At 66.4% G+C, this 23,308-nt stretch carries 25 protein-coding genes; 18 read left to right on the plus strand and 7 right to left on the minus strand.

All coding sequences use genetic code 11. The features are described from left to right. The first annotated feature begins 26 nt into the window (after positions 1 to 26). The 4 genes from rfaD to cysM all read left to right on the plus strand — a co-directional run bounded on the left by rfaD (position 27) and on the right by cysM (position 4,059). Positions 27 to 1,022: an ADP-glyceromanno-heptose 6-epimerase gene (gene rfaD / locus K307_RS29690; protein WP_042884487.1), complete on the plus strand. Its 996-nt coding sequence runs from the start codon at positions 27 to 29 to the stop codon at positions 1,020 to 1,022. A 189-nt stretch (positions 1,023 to 1,211) separates the two neighbouring features. Then, a complete protein-coding gene (locus K307_RS29695; protein WP_042884488.1) occupies positions 1,212 to 1,487 on the plus strand; it encodes a hypothetical protein in 276 nt (91 codons plus the stop codon). Positions 1,488 to 1,746: 259 nt separating this feature from the next. After that, complete coding sequence (locus K307_RS29700; protein ID WP_042884489.1) at positions 1,747 to 3,048, plus strand: solute carrier family 23 protein; 1,302 nt, start codon at positions 1,747 to 1,749, stop codon at positions 3,046 to 3,048. Between the two features lie 108 nt (positions 3,049 to 3,156). Beyond that, positions 3,157 to 4,059 (plus strand): cysteine synthase CysM, encoded by a 903-nt coding sequence (gene cysM / locus K307_RS29705; protein WP_042884490.1) that lies wholly within the window; start codon positions 3,157 to 3,159, stop codon positions 4,057 to 4,059. A gap of 69 nt (positions 4,060 to 4,128) precedes the next feature. Here cysM and mltB read toward each other — a convergent pair whose 3' ends face one another. Beyond that, the gene (gene mltB, locus K307_RS29710) at positions 4,129 to 5,235 is read right to left on the minus strand and encodes a lytic murein transglycosylase B (protein ID WP_042884492.1); all 1,107 of its coding nucleotides are present in this window, start codon (positions 5,233 to 5,235) and stop codon (positions 4,129 to 4,131) included. 158 nt (positions 5,236 to 5,393) lie between these two features. Here mltB and K307_RS29715 point away from each other — a divergent pair, with 158 nt between their 5' ends. From K307_RS29715 to K307_RS29750, 8 genes are all read left to right on the plus strand, one after another. After that, positions 5,394 to 6,317 carry a histone deacetylase family protein gene (locus tag K307_RS29715; protein WP_042884493.1) on the plus strand — a complete coding sequence of 308 codons (924 nt, stop codon included), beginning with the start codon at positions 5,394 to 5,396 and terminating at the stop codon, positions 6,315 to 6,317. A gap of 12 nt (positions 6,318 to 6,329) precedes the next feature. Further along, positions 6,330 to 7,133: an enoyl-CoA hydratase gene (locus tag K307_RS29720; protein ID WP_042884494.1), complete on the plus strand. Its 804-nt coding sequence runs from the start codon at positions 6,330 to 6,332 to the stop codon at positions 7,131 to 7,133. Between the two features lie 165 nt (positions 7,134 to 7,298). Further along, positions 7,299 to 8,333, plus strand: coding sequence for a methionine ABC transporter ATP-binding protein (locus K307_RS29725; RefSeq protein ID WP_042884495.1), 1,035 nt, complete (start codon positions 7,299 to 7,301; stop codon positions 8,331 to 8,333). Further along, positions 8,323 to 8,976 carry a methionine ABC transporter permease gene (locus K307_RS29730; RefSeq protein ID WP_042884496.1) on the plus strand — a complete coding sequence of 218 codons (654 nt, stop codon included), beginning with the start codon at positions 8,323 to 8,325 and terminating at the stop codon, positions 8,974 to 8,976. Before K307_RS29725 ends, K307_RS29730 begins: the two co-directional genes overlap by 11 nt. Before the next feature lie 33 nt (positions 8,977 to 9,009). After that, positions 9,010 to 9,807 carry a MetQ/NlpA family ABC transporter substrate-binding protein gene (locus K307_RS29735; RefSeq protein WP_042884497.1) on the plus strand — a complete coding sequence of 266 codons (798 nt, stop codon included), beginning with the start codon at positions 9,010 to 9,012 and terminating at the stop codon, positions 9,805 to 9,807. A gap of 206 nt (positions 9,808 to 10,013) precedes the next feature. Next, on the plus strand, positions 10,014 to 10,763 hold the full coding sequence (locus tag K307_RS29740; protein ID WP_042884498.1) for an electron transfer flavoprotein subunit beta/FixA family protein: 750 nt from the start codon (positions 10,014 to 10,016) through the stop codon (positions 10,761 to 10,763). Between the two features lie 20 nt (positions 10,764 to 10,783). Beyond that, positions 10,784 to 11,719 (plus strand): electron transfer flavoprotein subunit alpha/FixB family protein, encoded by a 936-nt coding sequence (locus tag K307_RS29745; protein ID WP_042884500.1) that lies wholly within the window; start codon positions 10,784 to 10,786, stop codon positions 11,717 to 11,719. 119 nt (positions 11,720 to 11,838) lie between these two features. Beyond that, entirely contained in the window at positions 11,839 to 13,623 is a 1,785-nt protein-coding gene (locus K307_RS29750) for an acyl-CoA dehydrogenase (RefSeq protein ID WP_042884502.1), read from the plus strand. A 77-nt stretch (positions 13,624 to 13,700) separates the two neighbouring features. Here the strand turns inward: K307_RS29750 and K307_RS29755 are convergent, their stop codons facing one another. Further along, positions 13,701 to 15,005 carry a D-amino acid dehydrogenase gene (locus K307_RS29755; RefSeq protein ID WP_042884503.1) on the minus strand — a complete coding sequence of 435 codons (1,305 nt, stop codon included), beginning with the start codon at positions 15,003 to 15,005 and terminating at the stop codon, positions 13,701 to 13,703. Between the two features lie 108 nt (positions 15,006 to 15,113). Here K307_RS29755 and K307_RS29760 point away from each other — a divergent pair, with 108 nt between their 5' ends. Both K307_RS29760 and K307_RS29765 read left to right on the plus strand, forming a co-directional pair. Further along, positions 15,114 to 15,617, plus strand: a complete 504-nt coding sequence (locus tag K307_RS29760) for an Lrp/AsnC ligand binding domain-containing protein (RefSeq protein ID WP_042884505.1) — start codon at positions 15,114 to 15,116, stop codon at positions 15,615 to 15,617. 11 nt (positions 15,618 to 15,628) lie between these two features. Next, entirely contained in the window at positions 15,629 to 16,876 is a 1,248-nt protein-coding gene (locus tag K307_RS29765; protein ID WP_042884507.1) for a PA0069 family radical SAM protein, read from the plus strand. Positions 16,877 to 17,181: 305 nt separating this feature from the next. On the opposite strand, the gene K307_RS29770 is transcribed toward K307_RS29765, so the two are convergent. The 5 genes from K307_RS29770 to K307_RS29785 all read right to left on the minus strand — a co-directional run bounded on the left by K307_RS29770 (position 17,182) and on the right by K307_RS29785 (position 20,874). Then, positions 17,182 to 18,093 (minus strand): LysR family transcriptional regulator, encoded by a 912-nt coding sequence (locus K307_RS29770; protein WP_042884509.1) that lies wholly within the window; start codon positions 18,091 to 18,093, stop codon positions 17,182 to 17,184. Between the two features lie 25 nt (positions 18,094 to 18,118). Next, a complete protein-coding gene (locus tag K307_RS29775; protein WP_042884511.1) occupies positions 18,119 to 18,610 on the minus strand; it encodes an NINE protein in 492 nt (163 codons plus the stop codon). 136 nt (positions 18,611 to 18,746) lie between these two features. Continuing rightward, on the minus strand, positions 18,747 to 18,902 hold the full coding sequence (locus K307_RS48610) for a hypothetical protein (protein WP_022533913.1): 156 nt from the start codon (positions 18,900 to 18,902) through the stop codon (positions 18,747 to 18,749). 266 nt (positions 18,903 to 19,168) lie between these two features. Further along, complete coding sequence (locus tag K307_RS29780; protein WP_042884512.1) at positions 19,169 to 19,567, minus strand: hypothetical protein; 399 nt, start codon at positions 19,565 to 19,567, stop codon at positions 19,169 to 19,171. 173 nt (positions 19,568 to 19,740) lie between these two features. Beyond that, the gene (locus tag K307_RS29785) at positions 19,741 to 20,874 is read right to left on the minus strand and encodes a PQQ-dependent sugar dehydrogenase (RefSeq protein WP_042884514.1); all 1,134 of its coding nucleotides are present in this window, start codon (positions 20,872 to 20,874) and stop codon (positions 19,741 to 19,743) included. Positions 20,875 to 21,026: 152 nt separating this feature from the next. Between K307_RS29785 and rpsP the strand changes: the two genes are divergently transcribed. From rpsP to rplS, 4 genes are all read left to right on the plus strand, one after another. Next, positions 21,027 to 21,278: a 30S ribosomal protein S16 gene (gene rpsP, locus K307_RS29790; RefSeq protein WP_042884516.1), complete on the plus strand. Its 252-nt coding sequence runs from the start codon at positions 21,027 to 21,029 to the stop codon at positions 21,276 to 21,278. A 107-nt stretch (positions 21,279 to 21,385) separates the two neighbouring features. Beyond that, entirely contained in the window at positions 21,386 to 22,009 is a 624-nt protein-coding gene (rimM, locus tag K307_RS29795) for a ribosome maturation factor RimM (RefSeq protein WP_051975463.1), read from the plus strand. A 42-nt stretch (positions 22,010 to 22,051) separates the two neighbouring features. Beyond that, positions 22,052 to 22,834, plus strand: a complete 783-nt coding sequence (trmD, locus tag K307_RS29800) for a tRNA (guanosine(37)-N1)-methyltransferase TrmD (protein WP_042884517.1) — start codon at positions 22,052 to 22,054, stop codon at positions 22,832 to 22,834. Positions 22,835 to 22,909: 75 nt separating this feature from the next. After that, positions 22,910 to 23,302 carry a 50S ribosomal protein L19 gene (gene rplS / locus K307_RS29805; protein WP_013955882.1) on the plus strand — a complete coding sequence of 131 codons (393 nt, stop codon included), beginning with the start codon at positions 22,910 to 22,912 and terminating at the stop codon, positions 23,300 to 23,302. The last annotated feature ends 6 nt before the right edge of the window (positions 23,303 to 23,308 follow it).

Raw genomic sequence — 23,308 nt, forward strand, 5'->3', positions numbered from 1 at the left:
CGCGACGCCACCAGACTGAAGCGACCATGACCATCATCGTGACCGGCGCTGCCGGCTTTATCGGCAGCAACCTCGTCAAGGGTCTGAACGAACGCGGCGAGACCAACGTCATTGCCGTCGACAACCTGACCCGTGCGGACAAGTTCCACAACCTGGTCGACTGCGAAATCTCCGACTACCTGGACAAGCAGGACTTCCTCGAGCGCTTTGCCCGCGGCGAGTTCGGCAAGGTACGCGCGGTGTTCCATGAAGGCGCCTGCTCCGACACCATGGAGACCGATGGCCGCTACATGATGGAGAACAACTACCGCTACACGCTGTCGCTGATGGAGAGCTGCCTGGAGCAGGGCGCGCAGTTCCTGTACGCATCGTCGGCGGCCACCTACGGCGCCTCGCAGGTGTTCCGCGAAGACCGCGAGTTCGAGCGTCCGCTGAACGTGTATGGCTACTCCAAGTTCCTGTTCGACCAGATCGTGCGGCGCCGGCTGCCGTCGGCGCTGTCGCAGATCGTCGGCTTCCGCTACTTCAACGTGTATGGCCCGCGCGAGACCCACAAGGGCCGCATGGCCTCGGTCGCGTTCCACAACTTCAACCAGTTCCGCGCCGACGGTACGGTGAAGCTGTTCGGCGAGTACAACGGCTACGGCCCGGGCATGCAGAGCCGCGACTTCATCTCGGTGGAAGACGTGGTCAAGGTCAACCTGTACTTCTTCGACCATCCGGAAAAATCCGGCATCTTCAACCTCGGCACCGGCCGCGCGCAGCCCTTCAACGACATTGCCGCCACCGTGGTCAACACGCTGCGCGAGGCCGACGGCAAGCCGCGCCTGTCGCTGGAAGAACTGGTGCAGGAAGGCCTGGTCGAGTACATCAAGTTCCCCGACGCGCTGCGCGGCAAGTACCAGTGCTTTACGCAGTCGGATGTGTCGAAGCTGCGCAGTGCCGGCTATAGCGAGCCTTTCCTGACCGTCGAGGAAGGCGTGGCGCGCTACTGCCGCTGGCTGCTTGAACGCGCCGGCTGACCGCCTCGCTTTACCGCTGTTGTCGAGCCGGCCGACACGTTTTCGTGCGGCCGGTGTCAACTTGTGTTGCCGTATGCGCCGCCGCGGCAGCCTGCCCCTATCCTGACCTGGCCTCGCCGCAATGGCGGGGTGGTACCCAAGCTGGTACCCCGGAGTTGTACCTCTGACATCCACAGGAAAGGAGCTTCCATGTTCAAGCACTGGGTCTGGCAATTTGTCCGGCGTTTCTCCCTGATTGCAGCCATCTGCCTGTCCGCCGGCGGCATCGCGCACGCGGCGATCGACGTCAACACGGCGGACGAGGCGGCGCTGACCTCCGTCAAGGGCGTGGGGCCGAAATCGGTGGCCAAGCTGCAGGAGGCGGGGCTCACCTTTGGTGCCGCCGCCGCGGCGCCGGCCGCGTCTGCCAAGCCGGCGAAGGCAGCTGCAGCCGCGCCGGCAGGCGCAGCCAAGGCATCGCGCTGAGCCACCGGCTGACTTGTCCACAGGCCTGTGCCCGGTAGCGTTGCATCCGGGCATAGCCCCCTGTTGGTACGCCTTGTGCTAGACCTCTGCGGCTTCGCACGGCTGCAGGCGCCGGAGTATCATGCGGACGCCGCGCCGGCAGGATCTGCCGCGCGCGGCAGCTGACAGGCAATAAGCAGCCAGTCAGCGCCGGATAACCAACCACAATCGCGGCGGCTGCTAACTGCGCGGCCCGCCCGGAGCACAGGGAGCAGAACACATGGCGAATGGCGAGGACGCGGGATTCCTGCCCAAATGGCGGCTCAAGACCGAAGGCGTGATCGGGCCCGACGAGCGGCTGCCGGCCGGGCAGACGCTGCTGGCCGGCATCCAGCACGTGGTGGCGATGTTCGGCTCGACCGCCATCGCGCCGATCCTGATGGGCTTCAACCCCAATATCGCCATCCTGTTCTCCGGCATCGGCACGCTGATCTTCTTCCTGTGCGTGCGCGGCCGGGTGCCCAGCTACCTGGGTTCCAGCTTCGCCTTTATCGCCGTGGTGATCGCCGCCACCGGCTATGCGGGCAACGGTCCCAACCCCAATATCCCGGTGGCGCTGGGCGGCATCATCGCCGCGGGCGCGCTGTACACGGTGATCGGGCTGGTGGTGCAGGCGGCCGGCTACGCCTGGGTGGAAAAGCTGATGCCGCCAGTGGTGACCGGTGCCGTCGTCGCGGCCATCGGCCTGAACCTGGCGCCGGTGGCCGTCAAGGCGGTCAGCGGCGCGGCGCTCGATACCTGGGTGGGCCTGCTGACGGTGGTGGCCGTTGGCCTGGTGGCGGTGCGCGCGCCCGGCATGATCGGGCGCCTGCCGGTGCTGATCGGCGGTCTGGCCGGCTACCTGGCCTACTACCTGGGCACCAACGTGATGGGGCTGGGCAAGTCGATCGACTTTTCCGGCGTGGCTGCGGCCAGCTGGTTCGGCACGCCGGCGTTCACCGCACCGGTCTTCGAGGCCAGCGCGATACTGCTGATCGCCCCGGTGGCGATCGTGCTGGTGGCCGAGAACCTGGGCCATATCAAGGCCATCGGGGTGATGACGGGGCGCAACCTCGACCCGTATATCGGCCGCGCCTTTATCGGCGACGGCATCGCCACCATGCTGTCGGCCAGCGGCGGCGGCACCGGCGTGACCACCTACGCCGAGAACATGGGCGTGATGGCGGTCACCAAGATCTACTCGACGCTGATCTTCGTCGTGGCGGCGGCGGTGGCCATCTTGCTGGGCTTCTCGCCCAAGTTCGGTGCGCTGATCCTGACTATCCCGGGCCCCGTGATCGGCGGGCTGACCATCGTCGTGTTCGGCCTGATCGCGGCCACGGCAGGGCGGATCTGGGTGCAGAACAAGGTGGACTTTTCCAGTTCGCGCAACCTGATCACGGTGGGGGCCACGCTGACCGTGGCCGCCGGCGACCTGACGCTCAAGCTGGGCGGCATGACGCTGGGCGGCATCGGCACCGCTACCTTCGGCTGCATCCTGCTGTACCACCTGCTGGGTGAAGGCAACCACGAGGAAGGCTGAGTGGCTGCGCCAGGCCAAGGCAGGCGGCGCGTCCGGCGCAAAGCCCGCCTGCCGGCGAGGGAAAGGGGTCTGGATTACAATGGCCGGCGACATCGATCCCCGACACCCATGGCCTACAAGACTATTGAAGACACCATCGGCAATACGCCGCTGGTCAGACTGCAGCGCATTCCCGGTGCCGCCAACGACGCGCGCGGCAATGTGATACTCGGCAAGCTCGAAGGCAACAATCCCGCCGGTTCGGTCAAGGACCGCCCGGCGGTGTCGATGATTGCCCGGGCCGAAGCCCGCGGGCGTATCAAGCCGGGCGACACGCTGATCGAAGCGACCTCCGGCAATACCGGCATTGCGCTGGCCATGGCGGCCGCCATCCGCGGCTACAAGATGGTGCTGATCATGCCCGAGGACCTGAGCCTCGAGCGCCGCCAGAGCATGGCGGCCTATGGTGCGGAAATTATCCTGACCCCGGTCAAGGGCGGCATGGAATACGCCCGCGACCTGGCCGATGCGATGGAGCGCGAGGGCAAGGGCGTGATCCTCGACCAGTTCGCCAACCCGGACAACCCGCAGGCGCACTACGAGGGCACCGGCCCGGAGATCTGGCGCGATACCGACGGGCGCGTCACGCACTTCGTATCGGCGATGGGCACCACCGGCACCATCACCGGCGTGTCGCGCTACCTGAAGGAGCAGAACCCGGCGATCCAGGTCATCGGCGCGCAGCCGGCCGAAGGCTCGCGCATCCCGGGCATCCGCAAGTGGCCCGAGGCGTATCTGCCCAAGATCTACGATGCCAGCCATATCGACCGCACCGAGCCGGTGAGCCAGTCCGAGGCCGAGCATATGGCCCGCCGCATGGCGGCCGAAGAGGGCATCTTCTGTGGCATTTCCGCTGCGGGCGCGCTTTGCGTGGCGCTGCGTATCGCCGAGGAAGTGGAGAACGCCACCATTGTGTTCGTGGTGTGCGACCGCGGCGATCGCTACCTGTCGACCGGCGTGTTCCCGGCCTGATCCGGGCAACGCGGCAAGCAAAAAGGCCTCGCGCGTGCGAGGCCTTTTTGCTTTGTGGGCGCGCCGGCGTCAGCCCATCGCCGCCTTTACCGCCTCGCCCAGCTGGTACACCGCCAGCGCATAGAAGAAGCTGCGGTTGTAGCGTGTCAGCACATAGAAGTTGCGCAGCCCCAGCAGGTACTCCGTCGGCTGGTCCGGCGTCGGCAGGTCCACCACCAGCACGCCGGTCTCGCCTTCTCGCGCCGGGTCGATCGGCTCGTCCACGCGCAGGCCGGCGCGGGTCAGCTGGTTGAGCGTGCGCGTCGGCCACGGCTCGCCGTCCGCTGCCGCGGTAGCAACGCCAAGGCTGCCGGCATCGCCGGCAATGCGCCACACCACCGGGCGCCCCGGTTCCCAGCCGTGCAGCTGCAGGAAGCGCGCCACGCTGCCGATCGCGTCGGTCGGACTGTTGCGCAGATCGGTGCGGCCGTTGTTGTCGTAGTCAATGGCGTATTCGCGCAGGCTGGTCGGCATGAACTGCGGGATGCCGATCGCGCCCGCATACGAGCCCAGCACCGAGTACACGTCGGTGCGCGTGTCGCGGCACCACAGCAGGTAGTCCGCCAGCTGATTGCGGAACAGCGCGCTGCGCGCGTCGCGGTTGGGCGTGTCCGGGTAGTCGAAGGCGAGCGTGGACAGCGAGTCGAGCACGCGAAAGGTGCCCATGTCGCGGCCATAGATCGTTTCCACGCCGATGATGCCGACGATGACCGAGGCCGGCACGCCGAATTCGGCTTCGGCGCGGCGCAGCGTGTCGCGGTTGTCCTGCCAGAAGCGCACGCCCGCATTGATGCGGATCGGCTCGATAAAGCGCGAGCGGTAGGCGCGCCAGCTTTTGCGGCCGGAGGTCGCGGGCGGCATGATCAGCCGCACCACCGTCGACGAATAGACCGCCTGGCCGAACCAGTCCTGCAGCGTGTCGCGGTCAAAGTTGTGACGCGCCACCATCTCGTCGATAAAGGCGCGGGTTTGCGGGTTGTCGCGGTAACGGCCGGGTTCGATTTCTTCCTCGCGCACGCTGACGCGGCGCTTGCCGGCGGCGAGCAGGCTGGGGGAGAGGCCGCAGAGTCCGAGTGCGGCAGCGGAAAGCGCGGCGCCCAGCAGGGGGCGTCGCAGAGAGCGCTGGGTGTCGGTCATGGTGTCCTTTGCAAGTCGCACCGAGTATAGCGGATGCCACTGCAGCAGCAGCCCGCCGGGCCGTCGCAACCGCAAGAACGTGGGGTGGCACGCCGATGGGTCGCTGGCCCGTGCCTGTGCTAACGTAGCGCTTGGAGACAACCTTGCGACGATAAGAGATGCCGACAGGCTATTACACGCACCCGGAGTTCCAGCGGCACGAGATGGGGCATTTCCATCCCGAGTGCCCGGAGCGCCTGCAGGCGATCGAGGATCACCTGATTTCGCACGGCCTGGATGGGCTGCTTGAGCGTCGCGAGCCCACGCCCGCCACGCGCGAACAGCTCGAACGCGTGCACCGGCCCGACTATGTCGATTCGCTGGAGAGCGCCAGCCCTGCCAGCGGCTACTACCCGATCGACCCGGATACCACGATGAACAGCCATACGCTCGCCGCGGCAAAGCTGGCCGCGGGCGCAGCGGTGGCGGCCACCGATGCTGTGATCGCGGGCGAGCTGGAAAACGCGTTCTGCTGCGTGCGCCCGCCCGGCCACCACGCCGAGCCCGACCGCGCCATGGGCTTCTGCTTCTTCAACAACGTCGCCGTCGCCGCGCGCCACGCGCTGGAGGCACACGGACTGGAGCGTGTCGCCATCATCGATTTCGACGTGCACCACGGCAACGGCACCGAAGCGGCCTTCCGCGGCGACGAGCGCGTGCTGATGTGCAGCATCTTCCAGCACCCGTTCTACCCGTACAGCGGCACCGAGCATATCGCGCCCAATATGGTCAATATCCCGCTGCCCGCGTACACCAACGGCATGGCCGTGCGCGAGGTGGTCGAGACCATCTGGCTGCCGCGGCTGAACGAGTTCCGCCCGCAGATGCTGTTTATCTCCGCCGGGTTCGATGCACACCGCGAGGACGACCTCGGGCAGATGGGGCTGGTGGAGCAGGACTACGCCTGGATCACCCGCCAACTCGTCGACGTCGCGCGCACGCATGCGCAGGGCCGCATCGTCAGCTGCCTGGAGGGTGGCTACAACCTGAGCGCACTGGGCCGCAGCGTGCTGGCGCACCTGAAGGTCCTGATGGAACACTAGGAGACCCTCGCCATGGCCGAGAACGATGCACGCGTGGATGCGCCGCTGCTGACCGAATCGCGCGATGCCGCTGGCGTGGCGCGCCTGACCATGAACCGCCCGCAGGCTTTCAATGCCTTGTCCGAAGGGCTGCTGGACGCGCTGACGGAGGCGCTGGCGCGGATCGCTTCGGACGACTCCGTGCGCGTGGTGGTGCTGGCCGGCGCCGGCAAGGCGTTCTGCGCCGGGCACGACCTGCGCGAGATGCGGGCCTCGCCCTCGCACGACTACTACCGCCGGCTGTTCGACCGTTGCACGCGCATGATGATGGCGATCCAGAAGATGCCGCAGCCCGTGATCGCGCGCGTGCAGGGGATTGCCACCGCGGCCGGCTGCCAGTTGGTGGCGATGTGCGACCTGGCGGTGGCGGCCGATGACGCGCGCTTTGCGGTATCCGGCGTCAACCTGGGGCTGTTCTGCTCGACGCCCGGTGTGGCGCTGTCGCGCAACCTGCTGCGCAAGCAGGCGATGGAGATGCTGCTGACCGGCGACATGATCGACGCCGCCACCGCGCGCGAGCGCGGGCTGGTCAACCGGGTGGTGCCCGCCGACCAGCTGGACGACGAGGTGGCGCGCCTGGCCGCCAGCATCTGCGCCAAGCCGGCCGCCGCGGTGGCAGCCGGCAAGGGGCTGTTCTACCGCCAGCTCGAGATGGGCATTGAGGCTGCCTACCAGCTTGCCGGCCTGACCATGGCCTGCAACATGATGGACGACTCGGCGCTGGAGGGCGTGCAGGCCTTTATCGACAAGCGCGCGCCCTCGTGGCGTGGATCATAAGCAACTTACAAGGCCTTTATATGCCGGGAAGGTATAAAGACATCGGTAAAAAGTCGTTTATGGTATGAAGCGGATCGCTTAAAATACGCGCTTCACAAAAATAACGTGCGGCAACAGCGCTGGAGACCTCCGCGACTGTTGCCGTTTTCTTTTGGTCACCTTTCCATGATCGAATTGCAAGGACTGTCGCAGCGCTTCCCGGGCGCGTCAGGCGACGTGCATGCATTGCGGGACGTCAGCCTGTCGATTGCGGCGGGCGAGGTCTTCGGCATCATCGGCCGCAGCGGCGCCGGCAAGAGCACGCTGGTCCGTGCCATCAACCTGCTGAACCGGCCCACCAGCGGCCGCGTGATCGTCGCCGGCCAGGACCTGACCGGGCTGGACAACGGCGCGCTGCGCCTGGCACGCCGCGAGATCGGCATGATCTTCCAGCACTTCAACCTGCTGTCGTCGCGCACCGTGTATGACAACGTGGCGCTGCCGCTGGAACTGGCCGGCAAGCCCAAGGCGGAAATTGCCGCCACCGTGCTGCCGCTGCTGGACCTGGTCGGCCTGTCGGCGCTCAAGGACCGCTACCCGGCTCAGATCAGCGGCGGGCAGAAGCAGCGCGTGGGCATTGCGCGCGCGCTGGCGAGCAAGCCCAAGGTGCTGCTGTCGGACGAAGCGACTTCTGCGCTCGACCCTGAAACCACCCGCTCCATCCTCGACCTGCTCAAGCAGATCAACCGCGACCTGGGCCTGACCGTGGTGATGATCACGCACCAGATGGAAGTCATCAAGCAGGTCTGCGACCGCGTGGCCGTGCTCGAAGCCGGCCAGGTGGTGGAGACCGGGCGCGTGATCGACGTGTTCCTGCGCCCGCAGCATGACGTCACCCGCGCCATGATCGGCGACGTGATTTCGCAGGAACTGCCGGCGAGCGTGCTCAAGCGCGTGGAGAGCCGGCTCGGCAACGGCCGCGACCACGTCTACCGCCTCGCCTTCACCGGCGAGGGCGTGGACCAGCCGGTGCTGGCCCAGGCGATCCGCCGCTATGGGCTGGACTTCAATATCCTGCACGGCCATATCGACGAGATCCAGGGCCAGGCCTTCGGCTCGCTGGCGATCATGGCCACCGGCGAGCTGGCCGACGTGAAGGCGGCGATGGAATACCTGCAGGCGCAAGGCGTCGTGGTGGAGGAGTTCGAGCATGTGGTCTGAGATGTCTGACCTGTTCCTGACCTCGTTCAATGAGACGCTGCTGATGGTGGCGATCTCGGGCGTGGTGGGCTCGCTGCTGGGCGTGCCGCTGGGCGTGCTGCTGCACCTGACCAACCGCGGCGGCGTGCTGTCGCACCCGCTGTTCAACCGCACCATCGGCGTGGTGGTCAACGCGGTGCGCTCGATCCCGTTCATCATCCTGCTGGTGGTGGTGATCCCGTTCACGCGCTTTATCGTCGGCTCGTCGATCGGCACCACCGCGGCAATCGTGCCGCTGACCATCGCGGCGATCCCGTTTATCGCGCGCCTGGTGGAAAGCGCGCTGCGTGAAGTCGACAAGGGCCTGGTCGAGGCTGCGCAGTCGATGGGCGCGACCACCGGCCAGATCGTGTGGAAGGTGCTGCTGCCCGAAGCCATGCCCGGCATCGTTGCCGGCCTGACCATCACCTTTGTCAGCCTGGTCGGCTATTCGGCCATGGCCGGTGCGATCGGCGGCGGTGGCCTGGGCGACCTGGGCATCCGCTATGGCTACCAGCGCTACATCACCGAAGTGATGGTGGCGGTGGTGGTGATCCTGATTGTTTTCGTGCAGGCGGTGCAAAGCTTCGGCGACTGGCTCGTCCGGCGCATCAGCCACCGCTAGGCTCCATATTTTGTGAAACAGGAAACACACATCATGCAACGTCGCAACCTGCTGCAATGGATTCTCGGCGCCGCGCTCGGCGCCTCGCTGGCTACTGGTGCCGTGGCCCAGGAAAAGCCGATCAAGATCGGCGTGACCGGCGGCCCGCACGCCCAGATCATGGAACAGGTGAAGAAGGTCGCCGCCAAGGACGGCCTCAACATCCAGGTGGTCGAATTCAGCGACTACATCCAGCCCAATGCCGCGCTCGCCGCCGGCGACCTGGATGCCAACAGCTACCAGCACCTGCCGTACCTGGAAGCCCAGATCAAGGACCGCGGCTACAAGTTCACGCATGTAGCCTATACCGTCACTTTCCCGATGGGCGTGTACTCCAAGAAGATCAAGTCGCTCGACCAGCTCAAGCAGGGCGCGCGCGTGGGCGTACCCAACGACCCGACCAACGGCGGCCGCGGCCTGCTGCTGCTGCAGAGCAAGGGCGTGATCAAGCTCAAGCCCAACGCCGGCCTGAAGGCGACGCCGCTGGATATCGTCGAGAACCCCAAGAAGATCCGCATCGTCGAGCTGGACGCCGCGCAGCTGCCGCGCTCGCTGGATGACCTGGACGCCGCCGCGATCAACGGCAACTATGCGGAATCGGCCGGCCTGTCGCCGACCAAGGACGCGATCGCCATGGAAGGCCCGAAAGGCCCGTACGCCAACCTGATCGCCATCCGCGAGGCCGACAAGAACAAGCCCTGGGTGGCCAAGCTGGTGAAGGCCTACCACTCGCCGGAAATCAAGCAATACGTCACTTCGACCTTCAAGGAGTCCGTGATTACCGCCTGGTAAGTCGAGCGTTTCATCCAATCAGACGATCCCCGCAAGCCCCGGTTTGCGGCACAATCGTCGGACGGCTGGGGTCTGCCGGGCTATGCCCGGCATCATTTTGCCGATAAAATAGTACGATCGTTCGAAAAACAGGGAAGCCGCCAGCCCGGTGGTTATAATGACGAGCGAACAAAATTTCTGACTACAGCTATCAGTGGAGTGAGCGCATGAAAGTACTCGTCGCAGTCAAGCGGGTGGTGGATTTCAACGTCAAGGTCCGCGTCAAGGCGGACGGCTCGGGCGTCGATCTGGCCAACGTCAAGATGAGCATGAACCCCTTCGACGAAATCGCCGTCGAAGAGGCCGTGCGCCTGAAGGAAGCCGGCGTTGTCACCGAAGTCGTCGCCGTCTCGTGCGGTGTCACGCAGTGCCAGGAAACCCTGCGCACCGCGATGGCCATCGGTGCCGACCGCGGCATCCTGGTGGAATCGAATGAAGACCTGCAACCGCTGGCCGTGGCCAAGCTGCTGAAGGCGCTGATCGACAAGGAACAGCCGCAACTGGTGATCCTGGGCAAGCAGGCCATCGACGACGACTCCAACCAGACCGGCCAGATGGTGGCCGCGCTGGCTGGCCTGCCGCAAGCCACGTTCGCCTCCAAGGTGGTGGTTGCCGATGGCAAGGCCTCGGTGACCCGTGAAGTGGATGGCGGCCTGGAAACGCTGTCGATCAAGCTGCCGGCCGTGGTGACTACCGACCTGCGCCTGAACGAGCCGCGCTACGTCACGCTGCCGAACATCATGAAGGCGAAGAAGAAGCCGCTGGATATCGTCAAGCCGGAAGATCTCGGCGTGGACGTGAAGCCGCGCCTGTCGACCCTGAAGGTCGTGGAGCCGCCCAAGCGCAGCGCGGGTGTGATGGTGCCGGACGTCGCGACGCTGGTGCAGAAGCTGAAGAACGAAGCCAAGGTTATCTGAGCGCTGGGGAGATAGAAAACATGACTGCACTCGTCATTGCTGAACACGACAATCAATCCATCAAGGCCTCCACGCTGCATACCGTGACGGCTGCTGCCCAGTGCGGCGGCGACGTCCACGTGCTGGTGGCGGGCTCTAACGCCAAGGCCGCGGCCGACGCTGCCGCGAAGATCGCCGGCGTGAGCAAGGTCCTGCTGGCCGACGCTGCCTACTTCGACCACGGTTTGGCCGAGAACGTCGCAGAGCAGGCTCTGGCCATCGCCAGCGACTACAGCCACATCCTGGCTCCCGCCACCCCGTACGGCAAGAACATCCTGCCGCGCGTGGCCGCCAAGCTGGACGTGGCCCAGATCTCGGAAATCTCCAAGGTCGACGCCCCGGACACCTTTGAGCGCCCGATCTACGCCGGCAACGCCATCGCCACCGTGAAGTCGGAAGACAAGATCAAGGTCATCAGCGTGCGCGGTACGGCCTTCGACTCCGCTGCTGCCGAAGGCGGCTCGGCTGCCGTCGAGAGCCTGCCGGCCGTGGCCGACCTGGGCATCTCGCAGTTCGTCTCCAGCGAAGTGGCCAAGAGCGACCGTCCGGAACTGACCGCCGCCAAGATCATCGTCTCGGGCGGCCGTGGCGTGGGTTCGGGCGAGAACTACACCAAGGTGCTGACGCCGCTGGCTGACAAGCTGGGCGCCGCGCTGGGTGCCTCGCGCGCCGCCGTGGACGCCGGCTTCGTGCCCAACGACTACCAGGTCGGCCAGACCGGCAAGATCGTCGCGCCGCAGCTGTATATCGCCGTCGGTATCTCCGGCGCGATCCAGCATCTGGCCGGCATGAAGGACTCCAAGGTGATCGTCGCGATCAACAAGGATGCCGAAGCCCCGATCTTCTCCGTGGCCGACTACGGCCTGGTGGGCGATCTGAACACCGTGGTGCCGGAACTGGTTGCCGCACTGGGCTGATGCTGCTGCGCCGGCCACCGCCTCGCGCGGCGGCCGGCAAGGATGCATATAGAGCCGTTCCGGGCGGGGTTACACAACCCCCCCGCGAACGGCTTTTTTATACACATTGGGAGACATCGATGACCTACCGTGCTCCGCTCAAGGACATGCTGTTCGTCATGAACGAGCTGGCTGGCCTTGAAGCCGTCAGCCAACTGCCCGGCTTCGAGGAAGCCACGCCGGAAACGGCCGAGGCCGTGCTCGAGGAAGCCGCCAAGTTCAACGAGCAGGTCGTCGCGCCGCTCAACCGTGCCGGCGACCTGGACCCGAGCAGCTGGAAGGACGGCGTCGTCACCACCACGCCCGGCTTCAAGGACGCCTTCCGCCAGTTCGGCGAAGGCGGCTGGCAAGGCGTGCTGCACCCGCAGGAGTTCGGCGGCCAGGGCCTGCCCAAGCTGATCGCGACCGCCTGCAACGAGATGCTGAACACCGCGAACCTGTCGTTCGCGCTGTGCCCGCTGCTGACCGACGGCGCCATCGAGGCGCTGCTGACGGCAGGCACGGATGAGCAGAAGGCCACCTTCCTGCCCAAGCTGATCTCGGGCGAGTGGACCGGCACCATGAACCTGACCGAGCCGCAGGCCGGCTCGGACCTGGCCGCGGTGCGCACCCGCGCCGAGCCGCAGGGTGACGGCACGTTCAAGCTGTTCGGCACCAAGATCTTCATCACCTACGGCGAGCACGACATGGCGAAGAACATCGTCCATCTCGTGCTGGCGCGCACGCCCAGCGCGCCCGAGGGCGTCAAGGGCATTTCCCTGTTCATCGTGCCGAAGTTCCTGGTCAATGCCGACGGCACCCCGGGCGAGCGCAATGATGTGTACTGCGTGTCGATCGAGCACAAGCTGGGCATCAAGGCCAGCCCGACCGCGGTGCTGCAGTTCGGCGACCACGGCGGCGCCATCGGCACGCTGGTGGGCGAAGAGAACCGCGGCCTGGAGTACATGTTCATCATGATGAACTCGGCGCGCTTCTCGGTCGGCATGCAGGGTGTGGCGGTGTCCGAGCGCGCCTACCAGCAGGCCGTGGCGTATGCGCGCGAACGCGTGCAGAGCCGCCCGGTCGACGGTTCGGCGCGCGAGGCAGTGACCATCATCCACCACCCCGACGTCAAGCGCATGCTGATGACGATGCGCGCGCTGACTGAAGGCGCGCGCGCCGTGGCCTACGTGGCTGCCGCCGCCAGCGACGCGGCGCACCAGCATCCGGACGAAGCCGCGCGCCAGCAGAACCAGGCGTTCTATGAGTTCCTGGTGCCGGTGATCAAGGGCTGGAGCACCGAGCTGTCGATCGACGTCACCAGCCTGGGCGTGCAGGTGCACGGCGGCATGGGCTTCATCGAGGAAACCGGCGCGGCGCAGCATTACCGCGATGCTCGCATCCTGCCGATCTACGAAGGCACCACCGCGATCCAGGCCAACGACCTGGTCGGCCGCAAGACCGTGCGCGACGGCGGCGCCGTGGCGCGCGCGATCTGCGCGCAGATCGCCGAGACCGAGGCCGCGCTGGGCCAGCACAGCTGTGCGGGGTTCACCGCGGTGCAGGCGCAGCTGGCCAAGGGCCGCGCGGCGCTGGAAGAGGTAGTGGCGTTTGTCGCGGCCAATGCCAAGTCGGACCCGAACGCCGTCTTTGCCGGCAGCGTGCCTTACCTGAAGCTGTGCGGCATCGTGTTCTCGGGCTGGCAGCTGGGCCGTGCCATGCTGGCGGCCGATGCGAAGCGTGCCGAGGATCCGGGCTTTTATGACGCCAAGATCGCCACTGCGCATTTCTTCGCCGAGCACATCCTGTCGCAGGCGTCGGCTTTACGCGATGCCATCGTCAGCGGTGCGGCACCGGTGAATGCGCTGACGGCCGAGCAGTTCTGAGCGGCCTGACAGTCGCCGGAAAGAAGAAGGGCGGCCCCGCGGGGTCGCCCTTTTTACTTATCGAGACAGCGCCTGCTTCAGGCAGTGGCCGGCCGGGGCGCCAGGTGATGGCGCGTCGGCTTCAGGTAGCGGCCCACCGACAGGTCATCGGCGCGGATCGCCGGCGACGTACCCGAGACCAGGTCCGACAGCAGCTTGCCCGAGCCGCAGGCCATGGTCCAGCCGAGCGTGCCGTGGCCGGTGTTCAGCCACAAGCCGCGCACCTGGGTCGGGCCGACGATCGGCGTGCCGTCCGGCGTCATCGGCCGCAGGCCAGTCCAGAAGGTGGCCTGGCTGACATCGCCGGCGCCCGGGAACAGGTCGGTGACCACGTGCTCGAGCGTGCGGCGCTTGGCCGGATCCAGGCTGCGGTCGTAGCCGACGATCTGCGCCATGCCGCCCACGCGGATGCGGTCGTCGAAGCGGGTGATGGCAACCTTGTAGGTTTCGTCCAGCACCGTGGACACCGGGCTGCGTGACGGATCGGTCAGCGGCACCGTGATCGAGAAGCCCTTGAGCGGGTACACCGGCAGGTTGGACATGCCACGCAGGAACGGCTTGACCAGTTGCGTCGTCCAGCTGCCCAGCGCCACCACTACCAGGTCGGCGTCCATCGGCTCGCCATCGACCATGGCGCCGGTGACGGCATCGCCCTGGGTCATCAGGCTGTCGATCGAGCGGTTGTACAGGAATTTCACGCCAAGCAGCTCGGCCATGCTCGCCAGCCGTTTGGTAAAGAGCGCGCAGTCGCCGGTTTCATCGTTGGGAAGGCGCAGGCCGCCGGCCAGCTTGTGGCGGACGGCGGCCAGCGCCGGTTCGCTCGCGGCGAGTTCGTCGCGCGAAAGCAACTGGTAGGGCACGCCGGCTTCTTCCAGCACGGCGATGTCCTTGGTCGCGCCCTGCAACTGCTCGTCGGTGCGGAACACCTGCAGCGTGCCTTGCTGGCGGCCTTCATAAGCGATGCCCGTCTCGGCGCGCAGCGCGCGGATGCAGTCGCGGCTGTATTCGGCCAGCCGCACCATGCGCTCCTTGTTGACGGCGTAGCGTTCGGCGCTGCAGTTCAGCAGCATCTGCCACATCCATTGCAGCTGGAACAGGGTGCCGTCCGGACGGATGCTGAGCGGGGCATGTTCCTGGAACATCCACTTGATCGCCTTCAGCGGCACGCCCGGCGCCGCCCACGGCGACGCATAGCCGGGCGAGATCTGCCCCGCGTTGGCAAAACTGGTGCCAAGCGCGGGACCCGCCTCGCGATCGACGACGGTCACTTCGTGACCGGCCTTGGCCAGGTACCACGCACTGGTGACGCCAATAACGCCACTGCCAAGTACGAGAACGCGCATGTCCGGGGGCTCCAACTGCGATGACAAGTTGATGAAGGATTTATCTCTATACTATTGAATCCAATCCAGTCATAGTTATCGAATTTCTCAGGAAAACAGGAAAAACTCATGAGAACGAGTCGCCAGCCCGTGCGCACCCTCGACCGGCTCGACCGCAGGATCCTGACGGCGCTGCAGAGTGACGGCAGGATGTCGATGAAGGACCTGGCTGAGGCGGTCGGCCTGACCATCACGCCCTGCATCGAACGCGTCAAGCGCCTGGAGCGTGATGGTGTCATCATGGGCTACTACGCCCGGCTGAACCCGGCGCTGCTGGGCAGCGCGCTGCTGGTGTTCGTGGAGATCTCGCTCGGCAACAAGTCGGGCAATATGTTCGAGCAGTTCCGGCGCGAGGTACTGCGCATCCCGGAAGTGCTGGAATGTCACCTGGTATCGGGCGATTTCGACTACCTGATCAAGGCGCGTATCCGCGAGATCGGCGAGTACCGGAGGCTGCTGGGTGACATCCTGCTGCAGCTGCCTGGCGCGGCGCAGTCGAAGAGCTATGTGGTGATGGAAGAAATCAAGGAGACGCTGGCCATCTCGGTCGAAGAGAAAAGCCAGCCGGGTTGACGAAGTACACGATGGGGCGCCCCGCACACGAACCGAAGGACAATGAACGCCGCCATGCGCGGCACGATGCCGACGCCGAACCGGAATGGCCACAGGCAGGCACGCGGCCGCCCGTTGCGCGCAAGGGACGCGGCGCTGTCAGCAACCTGCAGGGGCGTTTCGAGCGCGACCAGCGTGAGGCGTTCGACGATGGCTGGGGCAGTGGGCCTGATGATGAACCCGTGGTGGCCGACGAGACGAACGGACCAGCGGAACCTGACGCTGCCTTGCCTGTGCCGGAGGCGCCACTGCTGCCGCTGCGCACCACGGTACGCATCGAGCGCGCCCGCTCGATCCTGACGCGCAACCCCTCGCCCGACATCCCGTTCGATGTCTCGCTCAATCCCTACCGCGGCTGCGAGCATGGCTGCATTTACTGCTTCGCGCGGCCGACGCACGCTTACCTCGACCTGTCGCCAGGCCTGGACTTCGAAACGAAGCTGTTTGCCAAGGCCAACGCCGCCGAGCGCTTGCGCGAGGCGCTGGCGCGCCCCTCGTACCGCTGCGAAACCATCGCGCTGGGCGTCAACACCGACGCCTACCAGCCGATCGAGCGCGAGCAGCGCATCACGCGCGGCATCCTGGAAGTCCTGAGCGAGCACGACCATCCGGTCGCGCTGATCACCAAGTCGTCACTGATCGAGCGCGATATCGACCTGCTGGCGCCGATGGCGGCAAAGAAGCTGGCGGTGGCCGCGGTCACCATTACCACGCTGGACGCCGGCATCGCGCGCACGCTGGAGCCGCGCGCGGCCACCCCGTCGCGCCGGCTGCGCACCATCCGCACGCTGACCGACGCGGGCATCCCGGTGGGCGTGAGCATTGCCCCGGTGATTCCTTTCATCACCGAGCCCGATCTTGAGCGTGTACTGGAAGCGGCGCGCGAGGCGGGCGCCGTCTATGCGAACTACATCGTGCTGCGGCTGCCATGGGAAGTGCGGCCGCTGTTCGAGGAATGGCTGCAGGCCCATTTCCCCGACCGCGCCGAGCGGGTCATGAACCGCGTGCGCGAAATGCGCGAAGGCAAAGCCTACGATGCCAGCTTTGCCACGCGCATGCGGGGGACGGGCGTGTGGGCGGACTTGCTGCGTCAGCGCTTCTACAAGGCCGCCGAACGGCTCGGCTTCCGCTACAACCGGTTCGAACTGGATACTTCTCGTTTTCGCCCCCCAGCCAGGGGTCCCCGCGGCAAGGACGATCCGCAAGGTTCGCTTTTCTGAGCCCTCAGAGCCGCTTCGGTTGCCTGCTGGTCGCTGATCATGCTGCTAGCGAGGTCCAGCGCGGCCTTGGCGCTCGATGGCGACAGTCCTGAGGACAGCGCCAGCCGGACGGCGATCGCCGCCAGGCGTCCTTCCTCATAGGTCGGCATGTCGGTCTGTGCTCCTTTGCGCCGCCGAAGCCATGCTTCGCCGGGGCGTGGTGCCGCCGGGAATGGGCGGTCTTTCCAGTATGGGCGATCTGCGCCAAAGCGGAACTATCGATTGCGCCCGCCTTGATCGCGCTCAAATGTGCTTTGCGCAAGGCGTCAGGCCGTGTCCAATCGGTCCCAGTAGGGCGGATTGCCGAAGCGCGCGGCAAAGAAATCGACAAAGGCGTGCGTCTTGGCTGGCACCAGGTGGCGGCTCGGAAACACCGCCCAGATCGACACGGCCGGCAGCACCGGGTATTCGTCCAGCACCGTCACCAGTTCGCCACTGCGCAACAGCGGTCCCACGTCCCAGGTCGACTTGAGCGCGATGCCGACACCAGCCACCAGCGCATCGCGAATCACTTCGCCGTTGTCCACGCGCAGGTTGCCGCGCACGTTCACCACGGTTTCGCCCAGCGGCGTGTCGAAGCGCCATGCCGACTGGTCGGCCAGTACCAGGCAGTTGTGCTGGCACAGGTCGTCGGGATGGCGCGGCACGCCGTGGCGTTGCAGGTAGCCGGGCGCGGCGCAGATCACGCGCCGGCTGGGCGTCAGCGGACGCGCCACCAGCGTGGAATCGGGCAGCACGCCCATGCGCAGCGCCACGTCGATACTGGCATCGACCAACCCGATCACCTGGTCGGTCAGGCGCAGGTCGAGCGTGATGTCGGGATAGGAGGCCAGGAAATCGGGCAGGGCGGGCGACACATGCTGGCGCCCGAACGAAGCCGGTGCAGTCACGCGCAGTTGCCCGCGCGGGTGCTCGGCGCTGGTGCCGACCGATTGCCCGGCCAGTTCCGCCGTGGCCAGCAGCTGTTCAGCATGCGGCAGGAAGCGATCGCCGTCCGCAGTCAGCGCCAGCCGCCGCGTGGTGCGATGCAGCAGCCGACTGCCCAGCGACTGTTCGAGCCGGGCCAGCCGGGCACTGGCGGTCGAGGTGGACAGGCCGAGGTCGCGCGCCGCCGCCGACAGGTTGCCCAGCGCCGCGGCGCGGGCGAAGACGGCGACGTCGAGCAGGTCGAAGTACATGGCGCGCGCTTCGCCGCCGCCGTTGCTACTGCGAAAGGGCTCGCGCGGCCTCGACCTGCGATTCGAAGAAGGTCTGGAAGCTGATCGCCAACCCGGCCATCAGCAGGCCGGTGCCGATCAGCAGCGACAGGATCACCAGGATCACCACCGGCCAGCCGGAGCGCGTGGGTTTGCCATGGGGGTTAAAGCGCGCGTCCCATTTGTCGTCGGGGCGCAGCCCATAGACGATGGCGGCCAGGAACGCACCGATCACGGACGCGCCGCCGGCGACGGCGAAGGTCCAGTTCAGCGCAGGGGATCCTGCATCGGCCGCCATCGAGGCGACGCCGATGACGCCCGCCAGCAGCGCCAGCAGGTGAGCCCAGCCGTACAGGTCGCGCAGCCCGCCCAGATAAAAGCGATGCGCGCCGAGGCTGCCGAACAGGAACGCCAGCGCCACGGTCAGCAGCTTCGATTTGCCGCGGGTGGGCGGCGAAGCGAGCGTTGAGGCGTGGCGGGCGGGCGTGGCTGCTGGCATGGTCGGATATCGGACGGTTGCAGGCCGGCAGTGCGCCGGTACAGGAACGGCGGCACACGGGTACCGGCCGGCACACATTGTACGCCGGCAGTCAGCGCAAGGAGGGGAGGTGCGTCAGAAGACGCGCAGGGCGGCGCTAATGCCAGCCGTCAAGCAGGATCTTGATGAAGGGGGCCGCATGCTCGCTGATATGGGTCTCCCCGTAGAGGACCAGGGTCAGGATGCCCATGAACAGGATTGACAGCGATAACTGGCCAGCGTGTTCGGCCAGGTCGCTAAACAGGGGTGACATGACAAACCTCACAGAATTATTGTCGTTCTGGAGGCTGCGCCCGAGCCGTCTTGATCGGGTCCGACAGGAGGTGTCGGGCAGAGGCAGGTCAGTTCGATTGCCGTCTGCACTGGACGGCACGCTGTTAGCCCCGGGCAGCGCCGGGCGGCAGCCTGTGCGTGGCACCCGGAAAGCGGGGCATGCACTTATGTAGAGACATGGAAAGTGGGGGCGGAGTTCCGCCTAATGGGGAAAGTCGCGCGAGGGGGGGCGGCCACCGCAGGCAGCTAGCGGCCACCTTCGCGGCCACGCGCCTGCCAGCCGGGTCCGACGTTGCTCGGGCGGACGTCGTTGCGGGCTTCGTTGGGCGGATTGGCGCGCTCCGGTGCCCGGCCGCGGTTGTCGTCGCGCGCGCCGGACAGCGCCGCGCGACGTCCGTTCAGGCGGTCGTCGGCACGGGCGCGTGCCTCCATCCGGTCGATCTGGGCCTGCACGTGTTCACGGCTTTCGGCGCGCACGCTGGCCACTTGCCAGCCATCGCCGGATTGCAGGCGCGCGGGGCGCGCCTCGGGGCGGACCTTTTGCCAGAACGCGACCTGGGCATGACTGGTGGCTACCGCGCCGACCAGGCCCGAGGCCACCAGGATGCCAGCCACCAGGTCGCGCAGGAGAGAGCGGGTGAGCATGCGGATTCCCAGGTTCCTGTCGCGCTTTGATGCTGTTGGAAGATGGGTTCATGGTACGCATGGGCCATCAGGCCGCCTATGCCAATCCCGTTACCGGTGTAACGGATTGTTTCGGCCCCGCTGGCCCCCGTCAGGCCCCGCGCCGCGCGGGTTTCCGGGGAGCTCAGGCCGCTTCACGGCGTATAGCGAATCCGGTAGATCGCGCCGGCCAGGTCGTCGCTGACGAGCAGCGAACCGTCGGGCGCAACCAGGACATCGGCGGGCCGTCCCCACGGCTTGCGCCCACGCAGCCAGCCTTGCGCGAACACCTCCTGCCGCACCGCCTTGCCGGACCCGTCCAGCGCTACGCTGACCACGCGGTAGCCGGACGGCTCGCTGCGGTCCCAGCTGCCGTGCTCGGCGATAAAGACGCTGTTGCGGTAGGCCGGCGGGAACTGCGTGCCGGTATAGAAGCGCATGCCTAGCGCGGCCACATGCGCGCCCAGGCGGGCCACCGGCGGCACGAATTCCGAGCACTGGCGCTTGCTGCCGTATTCCGGATCGGCAACGTTGCCGGCATGGCAATACGGGTAGCCGAAATGCTGGCCGGCGGCGGTGGCGCGGTTCAGCTCGTCGTCCGGCACGTCGTCGCCCATGCGGTCGCGGCCATTGTCGGTGAACCAGAGCTCGCGCGTGGCCGGGTGCCAGTCGAAGCCGACGGTATTGCGCACGCCGCGCGCCACCACCTGCAGGTCGCTGCCGTCGGGCTTCATCTTCATGATGTTGGCATAGCGGTTTTCGTCCGGCGCGCAGACATTGCACGGCGCGCCGACCGGCACGTACAGGTAGCCGTCCGGCCCGAAGGCGATGAATTTCCAGCCATGGTGCGCTTCGGTCGGGAAGCGGTCGCTCACCACCACCGGCGCGGGCGGGTCGTCGAGGCGGGACTCGATATTGTCCAGTCGCACGATCTTCGAGACCGAGGACGCGTACAGGCTGCCGTCGCGGAACGCCACCCCGGCCGGCGCGCGCAGGCCGTTCGCGACCACGCGTACTCGCGGCTTGCCACCTAGCGGGTCGCTCACCGCATAGACCTTGCCTTCGCTGAGCGAGCCAACGAAGAGCGTGCCGGACGGCGACATCGCCATGGCGCGCGCGCCGGGCACGTCATCGGTCACCAGGTCGATGCGGAATCCCGGCGGCAACCGGACCTGGTCCAGCGGCAGGGTCGCCAGCGCCCGGAGGGCGGACGCGCCCGCCAGCAGTACAATGCCGAGCACGAACATACGTCGTACGGCGCTAACCATGAAGTGCAGAGCCGGGCGCATGTCGGGCCTCCTGTCGCGGTTTTTGCCACGATGCCTGCACCGCCACCGCGCGTCAATCACCTAAGTGTTTGTTTGGCCTCGGGAACTGGGCTATACTCTTGTGTTTCGTGTTCGAACGTCCTCGAACACTCCGTTTTCTGAGGAATTACTCCATGGTCGTTATCCGTCTGGCTCGCGGCGGCAGCAAGAAGCGCCCGTTCTTCAACATCGTCGCCACCGACTCGCGCAACCGTCGCGATGGTCGTTTCATTGAGCGCGTTGGTTTCTACAACCCGCTGGCTACGGAAGGTGAAGAAGGCCTGCGCCTGGCGCAAGACCGCCTGGCCTACTGGCAAGGTGTTGGCGCCCAGCTGTCGCCGACCGTTGCCCGCCTGGTCAAGCAAGGCGCCAAGGCTGCTGCCTGATCGCCCGATAGCTGCCTGTAACGCGCCTGGCCTCTCCCGTTGGTGAGGCCAGGCGCGTTCTTATTGCACACGTGACTGAACTCAAACAGGGCGCCGCACCCCGGCCGCTGAACCGGCCCCAGGGCGAGCCGCAAAAGGCTCAGAAACTGCCTGCGGCGCTGCTGTATGCCGATCCGCTGCCGGAAGACCTGGTAGAGGTTGGCTACGTCGGCGCGGCCTATGGCATCCGTGGCTGGATCAAGGTCCAGCCGCATGCCGATGACGCGTCCGCGTTGCTGCATGCCCGCCGCTGGTGGCTGCTGGCGCCGCCGCAGGCGGGATTGGTGGCAGCTGACGCGGCGCGTGCCCAGTCGCTCTGCGTGAAGATCGCGCAGTCGCGCGAGCACAGCGGCACGGTGGTGGCGCAGGCCAGTGGCGTTGCCGATCGCAATCTTGCGGAAGCGCTCAAGGGCCGTCGCGTGTGGATCCGGCGTGCGGATTTTCCGGCGCCGGAAGAAGATGAGTTTTACTGGGTCGACCTGATCGGCTGCACCGTCAGCAACGAGCAAGGCGAGTTGCTGGGCGAGGTGTCCGGCCTGATCGACAACGGTGCCCACCAGATCCTGCAGGTTGCCTTTGTGCAGCCTGACGGCAAGGCCGGTGAACGGCTGATCCCGTTTGTCGATGCGTTCCTGCGCTCGGTCGATACCGCAGGCAAGCGCATCGTGGTCGACTGGGGGCTCGATTACTGAACCCGTGCCTTCGCGGTGCGGGGTTCGGAAGGGAGAGAGCGGATGCAGTTCGATGTGATCACGCTGTTTCCCGAGATGTTTCGCGCGCTGACCGACTGGGGCATTACCAGCCGGGCAGCCAAGCAGCAGCGGTATGCGTTGCGCACGTGGAATCCGCGCGATTTCACGGTCGACAACTATCGCACCATCGACGATCGCCCTTATGGCGGCGGCCCTGGCATGGTGATGCTGGCCAAGCCGCTGGACGATGCGATCGATGCCGCGGTGGCGGCGCAGGCGCAGGCCGGCGTGCCGAAGCCGCATGTGGTGCTGATGTCGCCGCAGGGCAAGGCGCTGTCGCATGCCAAGGTGATGGAACTGGCCGAACGGCCGGGCCTAGTCCTGCTGTGCGGCAGGTATGAGGCCATCGACCAGCGGCTGATCGACCGCCGCGTGGACGAGGAAATCAGCCTCGGCGACTTTGTGCTGTCGGGCGGCGAACTGCCGGCGATGGCGCTGATCGACGCCGTGGTGCGGCACCTGCCCGGCGTGCTGGGCGATGCGCAGTCCGCGGTGCAGGACAGCTTCGTCAACGGCCTGCTGGATTGTCCGCACTACACGCGGCCGGAAGAATATGAAGGCGTGCGGGTACCCGAGATCCTGCTCGGGGGCCATCACGCCGAGATCGAGAAATGGCGGCGCCAGCAGGCGCTGGCCAATACTGCGAGCAAGCGCCCCGACCTGATCGAGGCCGCTCGCCAGCAAGGTTTGCTGACCCGCGCCGACGAGAAGTTCTTGTCGGAATGGGCGGCGAAGGAAGGGCGGGGGGAAACTCCCGCTAGGTAAAACCCCATCCTCTGCCGGGGCCCGGGCAATGCCTGGGGCATACAACGCCGGCACGATGGTTACGGAGAAAAAACGATGAACATCATCGAGCAGATCGAGAAGGAAGAGATCGCGCGTCTGACCGCGAACAAGACCATCCCCGCATTCGCACCTGGCGACACCGTGATCGTCAACGTGAACGTGGTGGAAGGTACCCGCAAGCGCGTGCAGGCCTATGAAGGTGTGGTGATCGCCAAGCGTAACCGCGGCCTGAACTCGTCCTTTATCGTGCGCAAGATCTCGTCGGGTGAAGGCGTGGAACGTACGTTCCAGCTGTACTCGCCGTTGATCGCCGGCATCGAAGTGAAGCGTCGCGGCGACGTGCGTCGCGCGAAGCTGTACTACCTGCGCCAGCGTTCGGGCAAGTCCGCACGTATCAAGGAAAAGCTGGTGTCGAAGGCTGCTGTCGCTGCCAAGGCTGCACAGTAAGCTGGA

The sequence above is a fragment of the Cupriavidus necator A5-1 genome (genome assembly GCF_000744095.1).
GTDB classification, from domain to species: Bacteria; Pseudomonadota; Gammaproteobacteria; order Burkholderiales; family Burkholderiaceae; genus Cupriavidus; species Cupriavidus necator_A.

Bases quoted from the DNA above. Each gene is read 5' to 3' on its own strand.
- rfaD (WP_042884487.1), top strand. From the start codon at position 27: ATGACCATCATCGTGACCGGCGCTGCCGGCTTTATCGGCAGCAACCTC.
- K307_RS29695 (WP_042884488.1), top strand. From the start codon at position 1,212: ATGTTCAAGCACTGGGTCTGGCAATTTGTCCGGCGTTTCTCCCTGATT.
- K307_RS29700 (WP_042884489.1), top strand. From the start codon at position 1,747: ATGGCGAATGGCGAGGACGCGGGATTCCTGCCCAAATGGCGGCTCAAG.
- cysM (WP_042884490.1), top strand. From the start codon at position 3,157: ATGGCCTACAAGACTATTGAAGACACCATCGGCAATACGCCGCTGGTC.
- mltB (WP_042884492.1), bottom strand. From the start codon at position 5,235: ATGACCGACACCCAGCGCTCTCTGCGACGCCCCCTGCTGGGCGCCGCG.
- K307_RS29715 (WP_042884493.1), top strand. From the start codon at position 5,394: ATGCCGACAGGCTATTACACGCACCCGGAGTTCCAGCGGCACGAGATG.
- K307_RS29720 (WP_042884494.1), top strand. From the start codon at position 6,330: ATGGCCGAGAACGATGCACGCGTGGATGCGCCGCTGCTGACCGAATCG.
- K307_RS29725 (WP_042884495.1), top strand. From the start codon at position 7,299: ATGATCGAATTGCAAGGACTGTCGCAGCGCTTCCCGGGCGCGTCAGGC.
- K307_RS29730 (WP_042884496.1), top strand. From the start codon at position 8,323: ATGTGGTCTGAGATGTCTGACCTGTTCCTGACCTCGTTCAATGAGACG.
- K307_RS29735 (WP_042884497.1), top strand. From the start codon at position 9,010: ATGCAACGTCGCAACCTGCTGCAATGGATTCTCGGCGCCGCGCTCGGC.
- K307_RS29740 (WP_042884498.1), top strand. From the start codon at position 10,014: ATGAAAGTACTCGTCGCAGTCAAGCGGGTGGTGGATTTCAACGTCAAG.
- K307_RS29745 (WP_042884500.1), top strand. From the start codon at position 10,784: ATGACTGCACTCGTCATTGCTGAACACGACAATCAATCCATCAAGGCC.
- K307_RS29750 (WP_042884502.1), top strand. From the start codon at position 11,839: ATGACCTACCGTGCTCCGCTCAAGGACATGCTGTTCGTCATGAACGAG.
- K307_RS29755 (WP_042884503.1), bottom strand. From the start codon at position 15,005: ATGCGCGTTCTCGTACTTGGCAGTGGCGTTATTGGCGTCACCAGTGCG.
- K307_RS29760 (WP_042884505.1), top strand. From the start codon at position 15,114: ATGAGAACGAGTCGCCAGCCCGTGCGCACCCTCGACCGGCTCGACCGC.
- K307_RS29765 (WP_042884507.1), top strand. From the start codon at position 15,629: ATGGGGCGCCCCGCACACGAACCGAAGGACAATGAACGCCGCCATGCG.
- K307_RS29770 (WP_042884509.1), bottom strand. From the start codon at position 18,093: ATGTACTTCGACCTGCTCGACGTCGCCGTCTTCGCCCGCGCCGCGGCG.
- K307_RS29775 (WP_042884511.1), bottom strand. From the start codon at position 18,610: ATGCCAGCAGCCACGCCCGCCCGCCACGCCTCAACGCTCGCTTCGCCG.
- K307_RS48610 (WP_022533913.1), bottom strand. From the start codon at position 18,902: ATGTCACCCCTGTTTAGCGACCTGGCCGAACACGCTGGCCAGTTATCG.
- K307_RS29780 (WP_042884512.1), bottom strand. From the start codon at position 19,567: ATGCTCACCCGCTCTCTCCTGCGCGACCTGGTGGCTGGCATCCTGGTG.
- K307_RS29785 (WP_042884514.1), bottom strand. From the start codon at position 20,874: ATGCGCCCGGCTCTGCACTTCATGGTTAGCGCCGTACGACGTATGTTC.
- rpsP (WP_042884516.1), top strand. From the start codon at position 21,027: ATGGTCGTTATCCGTCTGGCTCGCGGCGGCAGCAAGAAGCGCCCGTTC.
- trmD (WP_042884517.1), top strand. From the start codon at position 22,052: ATGCAGTTCGATGTGATCACGCTGTTTCCCGAGATGTTTCGCGCGCTG.
- rplS (WP_013955882.1), top strand. From the start codon at position 22,910: ATGAACATCATCGAGCAGATCGAGAAGGAAGAGATCGCGCGTCTGACC.